Consider the following 20,209-nt stretch of genomic DNA (forward strand, 5'->3'; position numbering starts at 1 on the left):
ATGCGCTTGGTTAAGGAAAAATGTCTCCCACCATGATAAACTACTCATGTAAGCATTTGCGTAAAATAACATGTATTTTGTAACAGGGTAAGGAAGTATGGAAATACGTGTAGCTGTCTACTCGACGTTTTCAGCGTAAATTCTACGCTTTTCTAATGTTTCGTTTTATATGGGTGCTAAGCACCTTTTTAACATACATAGTGGGAGGAAGTTGTTTTGAATAGTAGAAAATTGGTGAACTTCTTTATGAAAACGCTACTTTTGGGAGGTGCGGCAGGGTTATTAACAAGTTTTTTCGTGAAATCGGAGGACTATAGCAACTACCTTGCTCCATTTGATTTTATGGAATTAATTGGACTACTTATCTTTTTTGTAGGATTAGGACTGGTGTTTAGTGTCATTAGCCAAACTGGTTTTTTTGCTTATTTGTTTATTAATCGCCTTGGTTTAGGATTATTCCGAGGGTATTGGCCGACCGTACAAGTTCTCCTAATTGCATTTGTGGTGTTTGATCTGGTTTATTTCCCTTACCAGGCTACGGATGGTGAAGTTTCTGTGTTCTGGTTTATGTTGATGGCTGCTGCAATACTCGGTTATGGCTGGTTTGTGGCACGAATAAAGGCGAATGAAACGAATAAACGAGCCTTCATTCCCGCCTTGTTTTTAATGGTGGTCATCACGACACTAGAATGGATCCCGGGTCTCAATACAGAAGGAACAGATTATGCCCTTTTAATGATTGTGACGTTATTAGTTTGTAATACATATCAATTGCTGACCTTACATCGCATAAACCCAAGTAAGCCTGTTGAAGCCTCAGGGAAAGCAAAGGGGAAGAAAAAATAAATACATGGATACATAATAAACCTGCTAAGGAATTTTCCAGAGCAGGTTTTTTTATCGGTTTTGAGTTATTCCACGATTTTTGATTCAGCATGGGCTTGGCTTTGAAGCTCGCTAATTGGAATAAAAGAAAAGCCTTTATTCTTTAACCCAGGTAATATTTTCTCAAGTGCTCCAGCAGTCTGCTTAGCAGAGTCGGAGGCATGCATAAGAAGGATATCGCCGTTCTCTGTATGCTTCATAATGTTATCAATGATATTATCTGTCCCCGGATTGTTCCAATCATTGGAGTTAACATTCCAGTGTACTACTGTAAAGCCCATGTCTTCTGCCAACTTTAATGTATCTTTATTAAATTGACCGCTTGGAGGTCTCAGAAGGCTAATATTCTCATACCCTAATTTGTTAAATGTCTCTTCCGCTTTACGTAGATCATTTCTAATTTGTTCTGTTTCCATCTTTAAATAACTTTTATAACGGTAACCGAGCATTCCTAATTCATGTTTTCCCTCTGTAATTTCTTTTAATATGTCCGGATGTCTTTCCGCCCATTCTCCGCTGACAAAGAAGGTTGCTTGCACTTGCTTGTCCTCTAATTGTTTTAGAATGTCATATACCTTTTCCTCTCCCCAACTAATATTAAAGGTTAGTGCAATATTTGTTTCTTCTGCATTTCCCTTTGTTAATGCCTGTGGTGCATTACTGGAAAATACTGAAAAGGTGCCATCGCGCTCAAACCATACAAATGTAGCGGTAAACAAGGCGAATAGTACAATTACCAACCAGCGTTTCCACCTGTTAAACTTCATTACATAAAAATGCTGCAAGTTTTTTCCCTCCAATATACTTGTCCTTACACATATCCTATGCAGAGCAGAGCGCATTTTAGAACTATTCAAGTTCCTTTTAAAAGAAAGAATAGGGAAATAGGGATGAAAAGAGAGAAAAAGTGGGAATAGTAATCTTATGACACATGTTGCGAATGACAAAGTCTTATTTATACCGACTAAATTCGCTATGTTTCACGAATACTTATAATAAAGCTTTATAGAAAATCGCTCGACCATAACACATGATAAAAACGAAAACTTGAAAAAGAATAACGAAATTTGAGGTGAATACATGTTAGGGTTGCTAATTAATGAAATGGAACAAAAAGAAGTAGAATATCTTTTAAGACGAGAGTTAGAGGAATTATTATTAGATTTAGAAGATCATCGGATAGATCATATGGTGAAACGCTCTATGCGTGAAAGGTATCATCTTCTCTTTCAGCTGTTTCGCAGGGTAGCTAGTGAAAAGGAAATTTTAAAGTACATGCCAAAGAGAAGTGAGAATCAATAGAGGTTAACCGCCATGAATGTGGCGGTTTTATCGTTATCCCGCCTGAACTAGCAGTAAGACCCCGGAGATTTACTGCCAGTAAAGGTCCGATTCGTTCAACTAACAATTGGTTGGGGAGAAAGGGACTCCCACCAAATGAAGTTTCACTTTATTTGTAAGAATAATCAACGCCTGTATATCACGCCTGAAAGACTGTAGATGTAAAAATCACATCGAGTGTAGATTCTGCCGTTTAAGTTGCAGCTAAAAAAATTGCAATTACCTATTGATCTTCCGTTTTATATATGCTATATTATTTTTTGTTGTCAATAAACAACGAAACACGCAACACACTTTCAAAAAAATAATTTAAAAAACATGTTGACATTAACATGGAAACATGATAAATTATATCTTGTCGCAAAAAACGACAGAGACATTAAATCGCTCTTTGAAAACTGAACAAAACAACCAGTATGTCAAGGAAAAACAGCTTGCTGTTTTTCGAAGAAATACAAAGCAGAAGTCAGCTTCTGTGAAGCTAAGACGCATCATGTTGATTGGTGTCGACATGATACAAACTTTTTTGGAGAGTTTGATCTTGGCTCAGGACGAACGCTGGCGGCGTGCCTAATACATGCAAGTCGAGCGCAGGAAGCAAGCAGATCCCCTTCGGGGGTGACGCTTGTGGAATGAGCGGCGGACGGGTGAGTAACACGTGGGCAACCTGCCTGTAAGACTGGGATAACCCCGGGAAACCGGGGCTAATACCGGATAACACTTTTCGTTGCATGACGAGAAGTTGAAAGGCGGCTTCGGCTGCCACTTACAGATGGGCCCGCGGCGCATTAGCTAGTTGGTAAGGTAACGGCTTACCAAGGCGACGATGCGTAGCCGACCTGAGAGGGTGATCGGCCACACTGGGACTGAGACACGGCCCAGACTCCTACGGGAGGCAGCAGTAGGGAATCTTCCGCAATGGACGAAAGTCTGACGGAGCAACGCCGCGTGAGTGATGAAGGTCTTCGGATCGTAAAACTCTGTTGTTAGGGAAGAACAAGTCGGGTAGTAACTGACCCGGCCTTGACGGTACCTAACCAGAAAGCCCCGGCTAACTACGTGCCAGCAGCCGCGGTAATACGTAGGGGGCAAGCGTTGTCCGGAATTATTGGGCGTAAAGCGCTCGCAGGCGGTCCTTTAAGTCTGATGTGAAATCTCGCGGCTCAACCGCGAACGGTCATTGGAAACTGGAGGACTTGAGTACAGAAGAGGAGAGTGGAATTCCACGTGTAGCGGTGAAATGCGTAGAGATGTGGAGGAACACCAGTGGCGAAGGCGACTCTCTGGTCTGTAACTGACGCTGAGGAGCGAAAGCGTGGGGAGCGAACAGGATTAGATACCCTGGTAGTCCACGCCGTAAACGATGAGTGCTAGGTGTTAGGGGGTTTCCGCCCCTTAGTGCTGAAGTTAACGCATTAAGCACTCCGCCTGGGGAGTACGGCCGCAAGGCTGAAACTCAAAAGAATTGACGGGGGCCCGCACAAGCGGTGGAGCATGTGGTTTAATTCGAAGCAACGCGAAGAACCTTACCAGGTCTTGACATCCTCTGCTATTCCTAGAGATAGGAAGTTCCCTTCGGGGACAGAGTGACAGGTGGTGCATGGTTGTCGTCAGCTCGTGTCGTGAGATGTTGGGTTAAGTCCCGCAACGAGCGCAACCCTTGATCTTAGTTGCCAGCATTTAGTTGGGCACTCTAAGGTGACTGCCGGTGACAAACCGGAGGAAGGTGGGGATGACGTCAAATCATCATGCCCCTTATGACCTGGGCTACACACGTGCTACAATGGATGGAACAAAGGGAAGCAAAACCGCGAGGTCAAGCAAATCCCATAAAACCATTCTCAGTTCGGATTGCAGGCTGCAACTCGCCTGCATGAAGCCGGAATCGCTAGTAATCGCGGATCAGCATGCCGCGGTGAATACGTTCCCGGGCCTTGTACACACCGCCCGTCACACCACGAGAGTTGGTAACACCCGAAGTCGGTGAGGTAACCTTTTGGAGCCAGCCGCCGAAGGTGGGACCAATGATTGGGGTGAAGTCGTAACAAGGTAGCCGTATCGGAAGGTGCGGCTGGATCACCTCCTTTCTAAGGATAATTAAGAAGGCGAAAGGGCTCGATTAGCGACGTATAAACTGGACTGAACCGAAGGAGATAAAGGAAACACAATGAGCGTAGCGAATTGTTGTTGACTTATCGTACGGAGGTGAAGGAAGTTTACTAGTCGTTGAGCACTGTAGCTGGACTAACGGAACGCCGAAGGTTCTCTTGCGAGAGCCTTCCGGTAAGGACATACATGGTTGTTTGGTTCAGTTTTGAGAGAGTGATATTCTTTCAATATGAATATAGATGGGCCTGTAGCTCAGCTGGTTAGAGCGCACGCCTGATAAGCGTGAGGTCGGTGGTTCGAGTCCACTCAGGCCCACCATCTATTCTCTTAAATTTCATACGGGGCCTTAGCTCAGCTGGGAGAGCGCCTGCCTTGCACGCAGGAGGTCAGCGGTTCGATCCCGCTAGGCTCCATTTTGTACCTTGAAAACTAAATAAGAGTAACAACGACATCAAATGTAAAGCTGAAACAACTGTTCAGCGATGTACGGACTGGACTGAGCCGTAGGAGATAAAGGAAACACGAGGACCGTTAGGGAATCGATGTTGACTTATCGTACGAAGGTGAAGGAAGTCACGCTAATCGCTAGTTGTTGAAGCTGGATTAGTAATGCAAGGCTAAGAAATTAGCACGCTTATTTACTGTAACTTAGTTAAGTGAATAAGGGCGCACGGTGGATGCCTTGGCACTAGGAGCCGATGAAGGACGGGACTAACACCGATATGTCTCGGGGAGTCGTAAGTAGACATTGATCCGGGAATTTCCGAATGGGGGAACCCACTGTTCGTAATGGAGCAGTATCGTTATCTGAATACATAGGGTAACGAAGGCAGACCCGGGGAACTGAAACATCTCAGTACCCGGAGGAAGAGAAAGCAAATGCGATTTCCCAAGTAGCGGCGAGCGAAACGGAATTAGCCCAAACCAGAAAGCTTGCTTTCTGGGGTTGTAGGACACTCCACACGGAGTTACAAAGAAACTCTTTAGATGAATCGATCTGGAACGATCAGCCATAGCAGGTAAGAGCCCTGTAATCGAAAAGGAGTTTCCTCCGGAGTGTATCCTGAGTACGGCGGAACACGAGAAATTCCGTCGGAATCCGGGAGGACCATCTCCCAAGGCTAAATACTCCCTAGTGACCGATAGTGAACCAGTACCGTGAGGGAAAGGTGAAAAGCACCCCGGGAGGGGAGTGAAAGAGAACCTGAAACCGTGTGCCTACAAGTAGTCGAAGCCCGTTAATGGGTGACGGCGTACCTTTTGTAGAATGGACCGGCGAGTTACGATCGTATGCAAGGTTAAGTGGAAGACACGGAGCCGCAGCGAAAGCGAGTCTGAATAGGGCGATATAGTATGCGGTCGTAGACCCGAAACCGTGTGATCTACCCATGTCCAGGGTGAAGGTCAGGTAACACTGACTGGAGGCCCGAACCCACGTATGTTGAAAAATGCGGGGATGAGGTGTGGGTAGGGGTGAAATGCCAATCGAACACGGAGATAGCTGGTTCTCTCCGAAATAGCTTTAGGGCTAGCCTCAAGCATCGAGTACTGGAGGTAGAGCACTGATTGGACTAGGGGCCCTCATCGGGTTACCGAATTCAGTCAAACTCCGAATGCCAGATACTTAGACTTGGGAGTCAGACTATGGGTGATAAGGTTCATAGTCGAAAGGGAAACAGCCCAGACCGCCAGCTAAGGTCCCAAAGTATACGTTAAGTGGAAAAGGATGTGGAGTTGCCCAGACAACCAGGATGTTGGCTTAGAAGCAGCCATCATTTAAAGAGTGCGTAATAGCTCACTGGTCGAGTGACTCTGCGCCGAAAATGTACCGGGGCTAAACGTATCACCGAAGCTGCGGATTGTTCTTCGAACAATGGTAGGAGAGCGTTCTGTGTGCTGTGAAGTCAGACCGTGAGGACTGGTGGAGCGCACAGAAGTGAGAATGCCGGTATGAGTAGCGAAAAAAGAGTGAGAATCTCTTTCACCGAATGCCTAAGGTTTCCTGAGGAAGGCTCGTCCTCTCAGGGTTAGTCGGGACCTAAGCCGAGGCCGAAAGGCGTAGGCGATGGACAACAGGTAGATATTCCTGTACCACCTCTTGAATGTTTGAGCAATGGGGGGACGCAGTAGGATATGGAATGCGCACCGATGGATGTGTGCGCCCAAGCAGTGAGAATGTTGGATAGGCAAATCCGTCCAACTTAAGTTCAAGCTGTGATGGGGAGGGAAATTGAGTACCGAAGTTCCAGATTTCACACTGCCAAGAAAAGCCTCTAGTGAGTTCAAAGGTGCCCGTACCGCAAACCGACACAGGTAGGCGAGGAGAGAATCCTAAGGTGAGCGGGAGAACTCTCGTTAAGGAACTCGGCAAAATGACCCCGTAACTTCGGGAGAAGGGGTGCTCCTTTATGGAGGAGCCGCAGTGAATAGGCCCAAGCGACTGTTTAGCAAAAACACAGGTCTCTGCGAAGCCGTAAGGCGAAGTATAGGGGCTGACACCTGCCCGGTGCTGGAAGGTTAAGGGGAAGCGTTAGGCGCAAGCCGAAGCGTAGAACCGAAGCCCCAGTAAACGGCGGCCGTAACTATAACGGTCCTAAGGTAGCGAAATTCCTTGTCGGGTAAGTTCCGACCCGCACGAAAGGTGCAACGACTTGGGCACTGTCTCAACGAGAGACCCGGTGAAATTATACTATGCGTGAAGATGCGCATTACCCGCGACAGGACGGAAAGACCCCGTGGAGCTTTACTGTAGCCTGATATTGAATGTTGGTACAGCTTGTACAGGATAGGTGGGAGCCTTCGAAGCGTGAGCGCTAGCTTACGTGGAGGCATCCGTGGGATACCACCCTGGCTGTACGAACCTTCTAACCCAGGACCGTAATCCGGTTCGGAGACAGTGTCAGGCGGGCAGTTTGACTGGGGCGGTCGCCTCCCAAAAGGTAACGGAGGCGCCCAAAGGTTCCCTCAGAATGGTTGGAAATCATTCGCAGAGTGTAAAGGCACAAGGGAGCTTGACTGCGAGACCTACAAGTCGAGCAGGGACGAAAGTCGGGCTTAGTGATCCGGTGGTTCCGCATGGAAGGGCCATCGCTCAACGGATAAAAGCTACCCCGGGGATAACAGGCTTATCTCCCCCAAGAGTTCACATCGACGGGGAGGTTTGGCACCTCGATGTCGGCTCATCGCATCCTGGGGCTGTAGTCGGTCCCAAGGGTTGGGCTGTTCGCCCATTAAAGCGGTACGCGAGCTGGGTTCAGAACGTCGTGAGACAGTTCGGTCCCTATCCGTCGTGGGCGTTGGAAGTTTGAGAGGAGCTGTCCTTAGTACGAGAGGACCGGGATGGACACACCGCTGGTGTACCAGTTGTTCCGCCAGGAGCATAGCTGGGTAGCTACGTGTGGCAGGGATAAGTGCTGAAAGCATCTAAGCATGAAGCCCCCCTCAAGATGAGACTTCCCATCACTTCGAGTGAGTAAGATCCCTCAGAGACGATGAGGTTGATAGGTCCGAGGTGGAAGCGTGGTGACACGTGGAGCTGACGGATACTAATAGATCGAGGACTTAACTAAATTTTTTCTTGATTCGTTGTTTTCTCTTATTTAGTTTTCAAGGTACAAATTATAAAACCTATAGGTCTGGTAGTAATAGCGGAGAGGTCACACCTGTTCCCATGCCGAACACAGAAGTTAAGTTCTCCAGCGCCGATGGTAGTTGGGGCTTTGCCCCTGCAAGAGTAGGACGCCGCCAGGCCTATTTTTTTATAGGTTTTGTATAAATATCGGTTTTAAAGTACATACTATGTTTGTTATAATATATTTAAAGATTATTCCACAGTAGCTCAGTGGTAGAGCAATCGGCTGTTAACCGATCGGTCGTAGGTTCGAATCCTACCTGTGGAGCCATTTTTATGTCTGCTTCCATAGCTCAGCAGGTAGAGCACTTCCATGGTAAGGAAGGGGTCAGCGGTTCAAGTCCGCTTGGAAGCTCTTATAGGAAAAGCCTTTACTCCACGTGAGTAAAGGCTTTTTTGTTGCATAGGAGATTATAAAATTTGTGTACTGTGGATAACGTAGTAACTGAACGGGCCACGTCCAGATCCTGCGCCCGGAGACTAGCGCGACTTCCCTCACCTCCGTACGATAAAGCGAAACTTCATTGGGTAGGGGTGTTTCTACCCAATGTTAATTGAGCAAATCGGACTTTTACTGACAGTTGCTCCAGGACGGGGTGTTCTTAGTCAGCCTTCCTTAAAACGGGCGCCCAGCGCTTTTGTTCGATTCTCTTTTAATCAAGCAGCTCCCCTCCATAGTATACATCCTTATTTTTCAGCATCTCTATACGTTTACAGGCAAACGAGTATTCTACATTGAAAAGTTCCATGACCTTATAAGGGGTAATTCTTGTATAGTCTTCTACCATAAATGTTGGAATACACAGGTGGTACCCAAAGTAGGTTGCTTGCCACTCCTGTAACTCAAAAAAGCTCAATGGTAATAACTCCTGTCTGCCTACATGCCACATTACATGTGCCACTTCGTGGGCAAATTCTTGCCATTGTATCATCTCATTTTTTTGACCATTTAAGAAAATTTTATACTTATCATTTTTACACACTGCTTCACTCCCAAACTCCCATAGATGCACCTTTATTTGAAGGGCCTCCGCTATTTTTTCTACCCCTAAGTCGGAAGGGTTCACTATATGAAATCGCAGCAAGAGGTTTTTTATAAATGTTTCAGTTCTCGTGTAAAACAGAGTAAAACCTCCTCATATGAGAATATAAGTTCGCATGTTGGTTATAAAAGGAGGTGTACCATTTAGTTCAGTACACCTTATACCCAACAACGATCTATCATATTACTCTTCTTTAAATGCTTCCCATATTCTCTTTAACCGTCGTAAATCTTCTTCACTGCTTTCTGGTAATGTCTTATACCATCTTTCAAGGGAAGGGTCATTGCGAAACGCTTCAAACTCTTCATTTTCAGTCATGGAAGGGTTCTCGGACCTTCCAACAAGATAGTCTGTCGTTGTTTCTAGTATAGTTGCGATCTGACTAAGCTCATGGCCTTTAACCGGTCTTTCCCCTAACTCAATTCGGTTCATCACACTCACATTTAATGAGACACGTTTAGCGAGTTCGCGTTGGCTCCAGTTCTTTCTTTCTCGTAATTGAATTATTCTATTCCCAATATCCACCCTGAAACAACCCTTTCTAGTAACAGCTTTATCATACCACGATTTCTATTAAGGAAACAAATTTCCAATTTTAGCACTATAGTCCCCTTTACATTTCTATTTTAGCAATATATTATAAGAACACACGTTCTATATATGTATTCTTATAGATTTCAAGAGGGGGATTGTAATGGGAGTTTCTAGCTGGCGAAAAGTTACTGAAAAAGAAAAAATAGAGACTGTTACATGGTTAATAAGTGACGGAAGGAAAGATAAACGTACTGGTGCTCTCTCTCCAGTTACAAGAAGTACGTATGCACAATACCTTTTTGAAAAGGGGGCGGGATTCAATGAACGAAAAACAGATTGAGCGTGCTCTGAAGGACTATCACTGGATGATTAAAGAAATAAAGAGGCAAAGAGATATGCTGGATAATGAGATAGGATTAAAGCTTGTTGCTTCTTCTGGTATTGAATCAACTCTCCCTAAAGCAAAAGGTTCTGTAAGTGATCCTGTAGGACAGGAAATTTTACGGAGGGAGAAGAAAAGTGGCTGGATAATCAAATTGGAGAAAAAAGTTTTATATATTCAGGAAAGAATGGATGCAATTGAGGAGCCAAAGGAGAAAGTTATCTTAGAATGTCTATTAGATGGAATGGCGATCAGTGCCATAAGCGAGCATATGGGTCTTTCAAGAAGACAGGTCTATCACATCAAGGATGAAATTGTCCGTAAGATTTCACACTTTGCACACTCTGCTCAGTAGATGACAAGGATCCCTGAGGAAATGTATAATGTGATTAACAGAAATAGAACAAATGTTCCTGTCCGAAATGACGCAAAACTATCGTCCTTGTAAACGTCTTTACACTGCATCTCGCTATGTAAAGGCGTTTTTAGTTAGGGCGTTATTTCATATTGGAAGGGAGGTTAGGAATGCCAAATTCAAGGGATGAGGATCATGTAAAGGAGTTTATGGTGGTGCTAACGGAAGTGAAGGTGTCATTGGCTGAGTTAAATGGACGAATTGATCAGTTAAGGGATGTTAAAGACACACTCGGCCAAACAAAGAAAATGGCAGAAGAAGCAAACTATCGTTCCACTGAAAACGACAAAAAGATTAAATCCATCCAGACTAGCTCCAGGCAACTGGGTATCGCCCTAATATCGCTGATTGGAGCATTTGTATCTCAAATTCTATTTTTTCTGTTGACAATTGGTATATGAGACGTGAAAGGAGGTTGGTCAAAATAGATAGAGGAACGGTAGTACGAACCATAGCCCTTGCCATAACATGGATCAATGTACTGCTTACCCACTACAACCTACAGCCTTTACCTGTGTTAGAAGAACAAACGATAGCATATCTGTTGTGTTTCTCCGTCTCTGTTTGGGCTTGGTTCAAAAATAACTACCTTACCGTAACAGGTGAGCGACAAAAGTTAGTACTAGAAAAATATAATCTAACAAAATAGTCAAACGGCTAGTCCACACGGGCAAGCCGTTTTTCTAATATAAATTATTAAGGAGGAGATTTATTATGGCTATTATTGCAATTGGAGCAGGACATGGATTGAACACACCGGGAAAGAGAACGCCGGCAGGGGAAAGAGAGTGGAGTTTTAACAATAAGGTAGTTTCTGCAGCAATAAACTATCTCGGAGGCTATGAGAATGCCAATGTTGTAAGATTGGATGACCCTACCGGAAATACCGATATTCCTTTAACAACAAGGACAAATGCAGCAAACAATGCGAATGCGGATATTTTAGTATCCTATCACCACAATGCAAATACTGGGCAGTGGGGGACGTGGACAGGTACAGAGACGTACCATTATCCTGGGTCTAGTTCTGGAAACACCCTCGCAAGAGCTATCCACCCTAGTATTGTCACAGCAATGGGACTTCGAGATCGTGGTATCAAAACGGCAAACTTTCATATGTTACGTGAATCTCAAATGCCTGCCATCCTTATTGAAGGTGGATTTATGGATTCTACCATTGATATTGTGAAAATGCGTAATGACGCTGTGATGGAGAATACCGGAAAAGCGTTAGCCGACTCAATTGCTTCTTACTTTGGTTTGCAAAGGAAGGATGGCGGGGGAGGTACTGGCCAAGGCTATGTAGAAATCGTGACAGACTCATTATGGACGTATAACACGGCTGATTGGAATGATCGTGCAGTTGTAGTAAATAAAGGGGAAGTTTTTACCGTTATTCGGGACAGGTTCCCAGTTGACGGAGGGTATATGTACCAAATTAAAAGTGGTTTGTATATCACAGCAAATCCGAATTATGTAAGATACTATACAAAATAATTTATCTCGCCTTAACTGGCAGTAAGATCATGCGGGAAGCAATTAAGCATGATCAACTGCCAGTAAAGGCCCGTTTCGTTCAATTAAAATTTGATGGGGGAGAAAGTTAACCCCTCGCCAAATGAAGTTTCACTTTGTAGGAGGGGCTAGTCCCCTCCCTATTTAAATGAATTTCCTCCGATTTGGTTATGCTAAAAAGAGGTGATGAAAAAATGAAAGCTAACGAAAAAGATTATCAGAAATATAGTGATGCGATCGACCGAATTCAAGAAGGAAACGAGGCCATGATCGAGCTGTTTAATGAGCTTGAAAAAGATAACCCTGTGATTAGTTTTAATGAAGAAATCATGAAAAGCATTAATAAGGCGAAAGAGAAGTATGGTGATGAAATTATCGAACAAAGAATAAATAAGGTTGTTGCGGAAATGCTGTCTTGGTTAGAGTTAACCGATCCTTCGTAAGGGCTTAGCAAATTCCTGGCGCTTTTTTAAAAAGTGAATGGCAGCCCATTGAACAGAAAATACAATAAGTGCCACAAGGCATAAATTTACATAATAAAGTACTCCAGTTCCAAAATAGTCTAAAGGAGTATTAGCTAAAGGCGTTTCTCTGAGAAATAGATAATTGGCATTTATAACTGGATTTACAAAAAAACCAATAAATGCTGCATAAATGAGTAGTATTCCGAAGCTCCTTAGCACGGATAGATAGGTTAGTGTGGAAGAACTAGTCAAAATGACAAATAAGCTTGCCCAAGAGATAACGATGTGGTGAACGAAAAATTTCCAATACCGAAAATGCGAGTAGTCATAGGGTAACTCAGGAGTAATCAGGGCTAATAATGGGGGGATAAACCCGATATAAAAAGAGAGGTAGCCGAGTAATTTATTTTGAAGTAAAAGAGCTAACGCGACTGTAATACTTGCGATACCACATAAATGTAAGGGGATATGTTCGCTTAAACTCCAGATGCCTGTTGCTATAGTCCAAGCTTGATAGCTAACCTCAGAGGTAACCAACCAAAAGAAGAGAAACCACCTTATTAGATTATATGTTTTAGGATAGAAGGATCTCTTTTTTAACGTACTAAAAATAATAAGCAGAACAAGACCAACACCATAAATGATTATCATGACAACATGGGAAGTCCCGAATGGTAAGAACGCACGACCGTCTAGAGAAAAGAAATCATCAAACATGTATATCTCCCCCTAAAGGTAAAGACGCTTTTTGCTTGGTGACAAAGAAGCGCCTTCTTTTATTGATATCTAATTAACCTCCGATAATATGGTAACCGGAGTCAACGTGCATAACCTCTCCTGTAACACCTCTAGCCAAGTCACTAAGGAAAAATAAAGTCGCATCTCCTACTTGGTCTTGGTCAACGTTTCGTCGTAAAGGTGCTTTTTCTTCAATAATACCGAGCTTCTCATTAAACCCTCCAACACCTTTGGCGGATAGAGTACGAATTGGACCCGCTGAAACTGCGTTAACACGGATACCATATTTACCAACATCTTCTGCTAAATAACGCATGCTCGCTTCTAGAGAAGCCTTCGCCACACCCATCACGTTATAATTTTGAATCACTCGTTCTGCACCAAGGTAGGTTTGGGTAACAATGCTTCCTCCTTCTGTCATTAACGGTTTAGCAGCTTTCGTTACGGCTACTAAAGAGAAAGCACTAATTTCTTGTGCTAGTAAGAAACCATCACGTGAAGTGTCTGCATACTCGCCTTTTAGTTCATCGCGATTAGCAAACGCCACAGAATGAACCACACCGTGAATAACACCGACTTTTTCTTTAATCTCATCAAATGCATTAGTAATACTCTCATCACTTGCTACATCACATGATACGATTAGTTTAGCCTCTATTTCATTTTTCTCTAATAGCTTTGTAAGTTTTTGATAGGAACGTTCCTGTCTGTTTGTAAAGATCAGGTTTGCCCCTGCATTATGTAATGATTTTGTTATGCCCCAGGCAATGCTTCGTTCACTGGCAACACCCATGACAACTACATTCTTGCCTTGCAATAATTTAGACATGAAAAATACCTCCATTAAAATGATCCTCTATATTATAACCCAAATGAATAATAATTAGAAAGTATGGTCTAGGGGAGAACCCGATCTCATTCTATGCTATTCCATCTTCTATATGAGACATGCTTCTGCTTTTAAATATTTCTTTTTTGGATACAAAGACCGACATGAAGGCTTTTTTAATAGTGCTTTACGTTAAGGATAAAAAAAGATAAAAAAAATGTATTTTCCTCTTTACAAAGTTTTAAGAAACGATTATAATAAAATTCGTTGGCTTGAGAGATATGTCACAAATTGTAGAAATCTCTTTAGACAATCCTTATTTTTTGCCTTTATGGCCCGTTGGTCAAGCGGTTAAGACACCGCCCTTTCACGGCGGTAACACGGGTTCGAATCCCGTACGGGTCACCAACTAATTATAATGTTTTGTGGAGGATTAGCTCAGCTGGGAGAGCACCTGCCTTACAAGCAGGGGGTCGCAGGTTCGAGCCCTGCATCCTCCACCATTTATCTCGCTGGCTCAATCGGTAGAGCAAGCCGTTTATTTCACCGAATAGACTTGCAACACGACGAGCATACTAGATGAACGCAATAACTAACATATACTAACTAATTTTTTTTAAGCCGGCCTAGCTCAATTGGTAGAGCAACTGACTTGTAATCAGTAGGTTGGGGGTTCAAGTCCTCTGGCCGGCACCATTTTTATTTTTTATGTATATTAATACGTTTATAGTTAACAATACGGAGGGGTAGCGAAGTGGCTAAACGCGGCGGACTGTAAATCCGCTCCCTCAGGGTTCGGCAGTTCGAATCTGCCCCCCTCCACCATTTTACATTGTTGGGCTATAGCCAAGCGGTAAGGCATCGGGTTTTGATCCCGTGTATCCCAGGTTCGAATCCTGGTAGCCCAGCCACTTTTTTTATTTTCAGGGCTTTTTTACATAAAATTTCACTTGGAAATAAGAAAGCTTATCAAACAGCATTAGCCATTAGCAAAGCTTCTACCGAATAAGCTACGAGTAACCCCGATGCATCAAACATCTTAGAATAAGCTAGAAGAAGCAGGGGTCCACTTGATGAACGTTCTCTAAAATGCAAGTAAACATATTGAGCATGAGCCATTAGCTCAGTTGGTAGAGCAAGCCGCAAGCATCACCGAGTATGCTACCATGTGCAGGCCTGCGAGGAGTGCCGCTCCACCGAAATCACTTGCAACACGACGAGCACACAGAGATTACGCTTCACTTAAAAATAAGGAAGCTTTTAAACATCTCGAGCCATTAGCTCAGTTGGTAGAGCAACGAGCAAAGCTTCTACCGAATAAGCTACGAGTAACCCCGATGCATCAAACATCTTAGAATAAGCTAGAAGAAGCAGGGGTCCACTTGATGAACGTTCTCTAAAATGCAAGTACACATATTAAGCATGAGCCATTAGCTCAGTTGGTAGAGCATCTGACTTTTAATCAGAGGGTCGAAGGTTCGAATCCTTCATGGCTCACCATTTCATTAATAATGAATAACGTGAATATAGATAGAATAGATAAACAGGGTGGTTTTGATTGTTAAACAACCTTGTTTATTTGCATTTTACCCCTTTTTTTAACATAATAGTTACAGTAATTTTATTTAAGGAATCTGGATGCTAAACGTGTTATAATAAATTAGATTTAATACTTTGTTAACAAAACTGCTACGAAGTTTATATATATAATTATTGTATACAAAAGGATGAAAACGTATGAATACTTCCAGGATCCCGGGCTTCTACAATAAAACAGTTGCAGAACGAAGAGAGCTGTTAGAAAAGGCGCAAGGATTAACCGCCGATGATTTAGCGGCTTTGTCCGACGTCCCCCTCTCTACTGATACCGCAGATAAAATGATCGAAAATGTTATTGGCACATTCCCTCTTCCATTAGGTTTAGGATTGAACTTCTTAATAAATGGGAAAGAATATGTAGTACCAATGGCTATTGAAGAACCATCTGTGGTTGCATCAGCAAGTTATATTGCAAAGATAGTTCGAAATGCGGGAGGATTTACTACAGAAGCGTCTGAGAGAGTTATGATTGGACAAATTCAAGTAGTAGGTGCTCCAGATTTGAATGTTGCAAAAGCTGCATTACTTGCAGAGAAAGACTCGCTTATCGAAGATGCCAACGCCGCATATCCTAGCCTGGTTAATAGAGGCGGCGGTGCTGAGGATCTGGAAGTAAGAATCTTAAATGAAGCATCTGATTCAAAATATGGCAAGATGCTTGTTGTGCATTTATATGTAAATACATGTGATGCTATGGGTGCGAATATAATTAATACAATGGTAGAGTCATTAGCACCTACCGTTGAGTCGCTTACAGGTGGAAAAGTCTATTTAAGAATCCTTTCTAACTATGCAGATCGATGTATTGCCCGGGCACGCTGTGTCATTCCTGCTGCGTTACTAGAGACAGGTGATTTTTCGGGTGAAGAGGTTAGAGATGGTGTCGTGCATGCTTATGAGTTTGCCGCATCAGATCCATATCGTGCTGTTACCCACAATAAAGGAATCATGAATGGAATTGACCCAATCGTAATCGCCACAGGTAATGATTGGCGTGCGGTGGAGGCCGGCGCTCATGCCTATGCAGCTAGAACTGGACAATATAGTTCCATGACTACCTGGTCTACAGACAATGAGGGGAACCTTGTTGGTGAGTTGGAATTACCAATGTCAATTGGAACCGTTGGCGGTGCAATTCGTGTACACCCAATTGCCAAAGTAGCCCATAGTATTTTAAATGTGGAGTCAGCAAAGGAATTGGCTCAGGTCATTGTTGCTGTCGGGTTGGCACAGAACCTTGGAGCACTTAAAGCATTAGTGACAGATGGTATTCAAAAAGGACATATGGCATTACATTCTCGCTCTGTTGCAATAGCAGCAGGGGCTTCTGGGGAGATGATTGATATCATTGCAGGAAAATTAGTAGAACTAAACGAAATCCGTGTCGGAAAAGCTAAAGAATTGGTGGAACAATATAAAAAATGAGTGCAGAAAAAGCTACAACAACAGAACAAACAGCTATAGGAATAGCTCATAGTAAACTGATTCTAATCGGAGAGCATGCAGTTGTACACGGACAACCCGCTATTGCTATCCCGTTTCCTTTAGTAGGAGTAGAATCAATTGTGGAACACCAGCCAGGTCCAGTTATTATTGATAGTACGTTTTATCATGGTCCAATGGATTTAGCGCCGGAATCCTTGCAAGGAATAGCCAATTGTATTCGAGGGACCCTTGAACACCTTGCAATGCCTGAAGCGGATCTGTTGATTCGCATTAAATCCTCAGTCCCCCCTGGAAAAGGTCTTGGTTCAAGCGCATCCGTTGCAATATCGGTAATTAGATCCTTATTTGCTTATGCCAGTGTAACGTACTCTGATGAACAATTGCTCCAACTTGCAAACATTGCGGAAACATTTGCACATGGTGCACCAAGCGGTATTGACACTATTACGATCACATCTGAGTCACCTGTTTGGTATGAAAAGGATCACCCAATCGATTTCATCCATTTGAACGATGATTTCCATTTCGTTGTGGCAGATTCAGGGAGCATTGGCGATACCAAAATGGCTGTAGAGTCTGTGGCCCACCTATTGCGCGGAGCTCCACGCCGAATTCAACGAAAGCTTGACCGCATCGGGGAACTAACACATCAGGCAAAAGATGCCCTTGAGAAAAAAGGGAAGCATTTGTTAGGGCATATGCTGAATGAAGCACAAAAAGAGCTAGAGGCTTTAGGTGTAAGTAATACCGGATTAAACAAACTCATTGCTTATGCACGCGAAGAAGGCGCTCTTGGAGCAAAATTAACAGGCGGCGGAAACGGTGGCTGTATCATTGCGCTTGCCCAAAACGAGGTTCATTCGAGATTACTTGCAGAGAAATTAAGGAAATTTGGTGCACATGCTGTTTGGCCATTTGTGCTTAAAAGGCACCATAAGAAATAGTGAAAAAGGGGAATACTATGAAGGCTACAGCTAAAGCACACACAAATATTGCCTTGATTAAATATTGGGGAAAGCGAAATGAAGGCATTATACTTCCGACGAATAGCAGTCTTTCTTTAACATTGGATGGTTTTTATACGACAACTTCGGTACAGTTTTCCGAAGAATATACGAACGATCAGTTTATGTTAAATGATAAGCCGGTCGCAGATGAGCAGTTTAAACGAGTTTCTTCTTTCCTCGATTTAATTCGACAAAAGGCTGGAAAGTCCCTTTATGCAGCGGTCGAGTCAACTAACGAGGTTCCAACAGCTGCTGGATTTGCATCTTCAGCATCTGGTTTTGCTGCATTAGCTGCAGCTGGCACAAAAGCATTAGGATTGGACTTGTCAGATAAAGAGCTTTCTGCTTTAACTCGGCAAGGATCAGGCTCCGCTTGTCGTTCTATTTATGGAGGCTTTGCTGAGTGGCAAATGGGAACTGAAGAAAATGGCACTGATTCCTATGCCGTTCCAATCGCTCCAGCTGAGCATTGGGATTTACGGGTGGCTGCGGTTGTGTTGTCCTCAACGATGAAAAAGGTTTCCAGTAGAGCTGGAATGAAGCGGACCGTGGAGACCTCTCCATTTTATCAAGGCTGGCTTGATAGCATTCCCGCGGATATGAAACAAATTAAAGAGGGAATAAACGAACGTGATTTTGAAAAGGTGGGAGAAGTAGCCGAAGCGAATTGCCTAAAAATGCATGCAACCACGCTTGGTGCAAATCCACCGTTTACATATTGGCATGATACGACCATGACAGTCATGCAAGCAGTAAGGGACCTGCGTGAAAAAGGGGTACCTGCATACTTTACGATCGATGCAGGACCAAATGTAAAAGTATTGTATTTGCCCGAAAATGAAGAAGTAATTGAGAAAACGCTCCGAACCATTCCTGGTGTAGCCGATATTCGGTTAAGCCGGCCTGGACAGGGAGTAACTTATCTGTAAGGGATGAAATCCATTGCCTAATACACCAATGACCATAAAGGTACCGGGAAAATTAATGATTGCTGGCGAGTTTGCCGTCTTAGAACCTCATCATCAATTAGTCGTAATGGCGGTTGATCGCTACGTATATACGACGATCGAAGAAAGCAACCAAAATTATGTTTCCCTTCATGATTTCCAGTTAATAGATTTGAATTGGGATTACGAAAATGGAAAGCTAACGATTCACACAGATCACCCTAAAACAGTCTTTGTACAAGAGGCCATGCGCATAGCCATGGTCTATCTTCATGAAAAAAATATCCAGCCAGGCCCTTTTGCCATTTCAGTTAAAAGTGAATTAGATGATGCGAGTGGCAAAAAGTACGGTTTAGGTTCAAGTGCTGCTGTAGTAACGTCAATTATTTCCGCGATCCTCACTAAGTATTTTCCTACATACACGAAGGAATTGTTATTTAAGCTTGCTGCTTTAGCTCATGTAAATGTACAAGGAAATGGTTCAGGTGCAGATATAGCGGCCTCTGCATATGGAGGCTTTTTACAATATGCATCCTTTCAGGCGGGCTGGCTAAAAGCTGCTTCTAAAGAAGCGAAAAGCTTAAGTGGATTGGTTGAAGGGGAATGGGAATATTTGTCCTTACAGCCTTTGCGAATACCTAACAATGTCTATGTCTGTGTTGGTTGGACGGGAAAACCAGCATCTACTGCCAAGCTTGTAGATGAGCTTATGAAGCTTAAGGATACAGATCCAGCCGCCTATCAGACTTTTCTGGATGCAAGTGAAAAAGCAGTATATACGTTTTTAAAAGGTGTGAATGAATCTAATACTGACTTATTGTTTGAAGGGGTTAAACGAAATAGAGCAGCCCTTGCTAGAGTGGGGAACCAAGCTAATGTAGCGATTGAAACGCCGCTACTTCGCACACTATGTGATTTAGCAGAGGAGTATGGAGGAGCTGGAAAATCATCCGGAGCTGGTGGAGGAGATTGTGGAATTGCCTTTATGCCATCGAAAGAACAAGCTGACGAATTGATGGAGGCATGGGAAAAAGCGGGAATCACCCCGTTAACAATTAAGCCTTCTTCTATAGGAGCGAGTATTAGTGAATTGTAAGGCAGCTATCTGTTATGGTAGTTGTCTTTTTTTAGGGTGTTTTTGTGTCGCCCGAGGGTGCTAGTCAATCAACCAGGCGTGCGACTGAATCAACCAATCCGGGATGCCAATCAACCAGGCGTGCTAGTCAATCAACCAAGGCGGCAAGCCAATCGACCAAGAGTGCTAGTCAATCAACCAAGCCTGCAAGCCAATCAACCAGGAGTGCTAGTCAATCAACCAAGGCGG

Annotated in this window: 17 protein-coding genes, 10 tRNA genes and 3 rRNA genes; 25 read left to right on the plus strand and 5 right to left on the minus strand. The window is 43.6% G+C overall.

All coding sequences use genetic code 11. From position 1 onward, the window contains the following. Positions 1–216 precede the first annotated feature (216 nt). Positions 217–846 carry a KinB-signaling pathway activation protein gene (locus tag LG273_RS01090; RefSeq protein WP_379560312.1) on the plus strand — a complete coding sequence of 210 codons (630 nt, stop codon included), beginning with the start codon at positions 217–219 and terminating at the stop codon, positions 844–846. A 65-nt stretch (positions 847–911) separates the two neighbouring features. On the opposite strand, the gene pdaB is transcribed toward LG273_RS01090, so the two are convergent. Next, complete coding sequence (pdaB, locus tag LG273_RS01095) at positions 912–1,670, minus strand: polysaccharide deacetylase family sporulation protein PdaB (protein ID WP_379560311.1); 759 nt, start codon at positions 1,668–1,670, stop codon at positions 912–914. Between the two features lie 295 nt (positions 1,671–1,965). On the opposite strand from pdaB, the gene LG273_RS01100 reads away from it, so the two are divergent. The 8 genes from LG273_RS01100 (at position 1,966) to LG273_RS01135 (ending at position 8,321) form a co-directional block, all read left to right on the plus strand. Then, positions 1,966–2,187, plus strand: a complete 222-nt coding sequence (locus LG273_RS01100) for a hypothetical protein (RefSeq protein WP_379560310.1) — start codon at positions 1,966–1,968, stop codon at positions 2,185–2,187. 562 nt (positions 2,188–2,749) lie between these two features. Beyond that, positions 2,750–4,313 (plus strand): 16S ribosomal RNA (locus tag LG273_RS01105). A 263-nt stretch (positions 4,314–4,576) separates the two neighbouring features. Next, positions 4,577–4,653: transfer RNA gene (locus LG273_RS01110), tRNA-Ile, on the plus strand. A 22-nt stretch (positions 4,654–4,675) separates the two neighbouring features. Further along, positions 4,676–4,748: transfer RNA gene (locus tag LG273_RS01115), tRNA-Ala, on the plus strand. 237 nt (positions 4,749–4,985) lie between these two features. Then, positions 4,986–7,904: ribosomal RNA gene (locus LG273_RS01120) — 23S ribosomal RNA — on the plus strand. A gap of 65 nt (positions 7,905–7,969) precedes the next feature. After that, positions 7,970–8,085, plus strand: a 5S ribosomal RNA gene (rrf, locus tag LG273_RS01125). The 16S, 23S and 5S rRNA genes sit together here with 4 tRNA genes alongside, the layout of an rRNA operon. Before the next feature lie 77 nt (positions 8,086–8,162). Then, a tRNA-Asn gene (locus tag LG273_RS01130) sits at positions 8,163–8,237 on the plus strand. Between the two features lie 11 nt (positions 8,238–8,248). Beyond that, positions 8,249–8,321: transfer RNA gene (locus tag LG273_RS01135), tRNA-Thr, on the plus strand. A gap of 298 nt (positions 8,322–8,619) precedes the next feature. Here LG273_RS01135 and LG273_RS01140 read toward each other — a convergent pair. Continuing rightward, positions 8,620–9,033, minus strand: a complete 414-nt coding sequence (locus tag LG273_RS01140) for an ImmA/IrrE family metallo-endopeptidase (protein ID WP_404457116.1) — start codon at positions 9,031–9,033, stop codon at positions 8,620–8,622. A 159-nt stretch (positions 9,034–9,192) separates the two neighbouring features. After that, positions 9,193–9,534 carry a helix-turn-helix domain-containing protein gene (locus LG273_RS01145; protein ID WP_379563751.1) on the minus strand — a complete coding sequence of 114 codons (342 nt, stop codon included), beginning with the start codon at positions 9,532–9,534 and terminating at the stop codon, positions 9,193–9,195. 169 nt (positions 9,535–9,703) lie between these two features. Here LG273_RS01145 and LG273_RS01150 point away from each other — a divergent pair, with 169 nt between their 5' ends. From LG273_RS01150 to LG273_RS01175, 6 genes are all read left to right on the plus strand, one after another. After that, the gene (locus LG273_RS01150) at positions 9,704–9,883 is read left to right on the plus strand and encodes a hypothetical protein (RefSeq protein ID WP_379563749.1); all 180 of its coding nucleotides are present in this window, start codon (positions 9,704–9,706) and stop codon (positions 9,881–9,883) included. Beyond that, entirely contained in the window at positions 9,864–10,280 is a 417-nt protein-coding gene (locus LG273_RS01155; protein ID WP_379563747.1) for a DNA-binding response regulator, read from the plus strand. The genes LG273_RS01150 and LG273_RS01155 overlap by 20 nt, the downstream gene beginning before the upstream one ends. Before the next feature lie 170 nt (positions 10,281–10,450). Next, complete coding sequence (locus tag LG273_RS01160; protein WP_404457119.1) at positions 10,451–10,741, plus strand: hypothetical protein; 291 nt, start codon at positions 10,451–10,453, stop codon at positions 10,739–10,741. Between the two features lie 14 nt (positions 10,742–10,755). Beyond that, positions 10,756–10,989, plus strand: a complete 234-nt coding sequence (locus LG273_RS01165) for a phage holin (RefSeq protein ID WP_404457121.1) — start codon at positions 10,756–10,758, stop codon at positions 10,987–10,989. Positions 10,990–11,054: 65 nt separating this feature from the next. Then, the gene (locus LG273_RS01170; protein WP_404457123.1) at positions 11,055–11,837 is read left to right on the plus strand and encodes an N-acetylmuramoyl-L-alanine amidase; all 783 of its coding nucleotides are present in this window, start codon (positions 11,055–11,057) and stop codon (positions 11,835–11,837) included. A 212-nt stretch (positions 11,838–12,049) separates the two neighbouring features. Beyond that, positions 12,050–12,298, plus strand: a complete 249-nt coding sequence (locus LG273_RS01175) for an atypical membrane-integrating protein (Mistic protein) (protein WP_404457125.1) — start codon at positions 12,050–12,052, stop codon at positions 12,296–12,298. Here the strand turns inward: LG273_RS01175 and LG273_RS01180 are convergent. Together LG273_RS01180 and fabI are read right to left on the minus strand one after the other, a co-directional pair. Beyond that, entirely contained in the window at positions 12,281–13,036 is a 756-nt protein-coding gene (locus LG273_RS01180; RefSeq protein WP_404457126.1) for a TIGR02206 family membrane protein, read from the minus strand. The genes LG273_RS01175 and LG273_RS01180 overlap by 18 nt on opposite strands. A gap of 73 nt (positions 13,037–13,109) precedes the next feature. After that, on the minus strand, positions 13,110–13,886 hold the full coding sequence (gene fabI, locus LG273_RS01185; RefSeq protein WP_379563736.1) for an enoyl-ACP reductase FabI: 777 nt from the start codon (positions 13,884–13,886) through the stop codon (positions 13,110–13,112). A 333-nt stretch (positions 13,887–14,219) separates the two neighbouring features. On the opposite strand from fabI, the gene LG273_RS01190 reads away from it, so the two are divergent. The 10 genes from LG273_RS01190 to LG273_RS01235 all read left to right on the plus strand — a co-directional run bounded on the left by LG273_RS01190 (position 14,220) and on the right by LG273_RS01235 (position 19,981). After that, positions 14,220–14,294, plus strand: a tRNA-Glu gene (locus LG273_RS01190). A gap of 19 nt (positions 14,295–14,313) precedes the next feature. Beyond that, a tRNA-Val gene (locus tag LG273_RS01195) sits at positions 14,314–14,389 on the plus strand. 117 nt (positions 14,390–14,506) lie between these two features. Further along, positions 14,507–14,582, plus strand: a tRNA-Thr gene (locus LG273_RS01200). 44 nt (positions 14,583–14,626) lie between these two features. Continuing rightward, positions 14,627–14,711: transfer RNA gene (locus LG273_RS01205), tRNA-Tyr, on the plus strand. A gap of 11 nt (positions 14,712–14,722) precedes the next feature. Beyond that, positions 14,723–14,797 (plus strand) — tRNA-Gln (locus LG273_RS01210). Between the two features lie 513 nt (positions 14,798–15,310). After that, positions 15,311–15,386, plus strand: a tRNA-Lys gene (locus tag LG273_RS01215). A 237-nt stretch (positions 15,387–15,623) separates the two neighbouring features. Then, positions 15,624–16,910 (plus strand): hydroxymethylglutaryl-CoA reductase, degradative, encoded by a 1,287-nt coding sequence (locus tag LG273_RS01220; protein WP_379563734.1) that lies wholly within the window; start codon positions 15,624–15,626, stop codon positions 16,908–16,910. Then, entirely contained in the window at positions 16,907–17,875 is a 969-nt protein-coding gene (gene mvk / locus LG273_RS01225; protein ID WP_379563732.1) for a mevalonate kinase, read from the plus strand. The genes LG273_RS01220 and mvk overlap by 4 nt, the downstream gene beginning before the upstream one ends. Positions 17,876–17,892: 17 nt before the next feature. Continuing rightward, positions 17,893–18,867 carry a diphosphomevalonate decarboxylase gene (mvaD, locus tag LG273_RS01230; RefSeq protein ID WP_379563730.1) on the plus strand — a complete coding sequence of 325 codons (975 nt, stop codon included), beginning with the start codon at positions 17,893–17,895 and terminating at the stop codon, positions 18,865–18,867. 13 nt (positions 18,868–18,880) lie between these two features. Further along, positions 18,881–19,981 (plus strand): phosphomevalonate kinase, encoded by a 1,101-nt coding sequence (locus tag LG273_RS01235; RefSeq protein ID WP_404457130.1) that lies wholly within the window; start codon positions 18,881–18,883, stop codon positions 19,979–19,981. The last annotated feature ends 228 nt before the right edge of the window (positions 19,982–20,209 follow it).

It is taken from the genome of Oceanobacillus kapialis (genome assembly GCF_044790185.1).
GTDB lineage: Bacteria > Bacillota > Bacilli > Bacillales > Amphibacillaceae > Oceanobacillus_B > Oceanobacillus_B kapialis.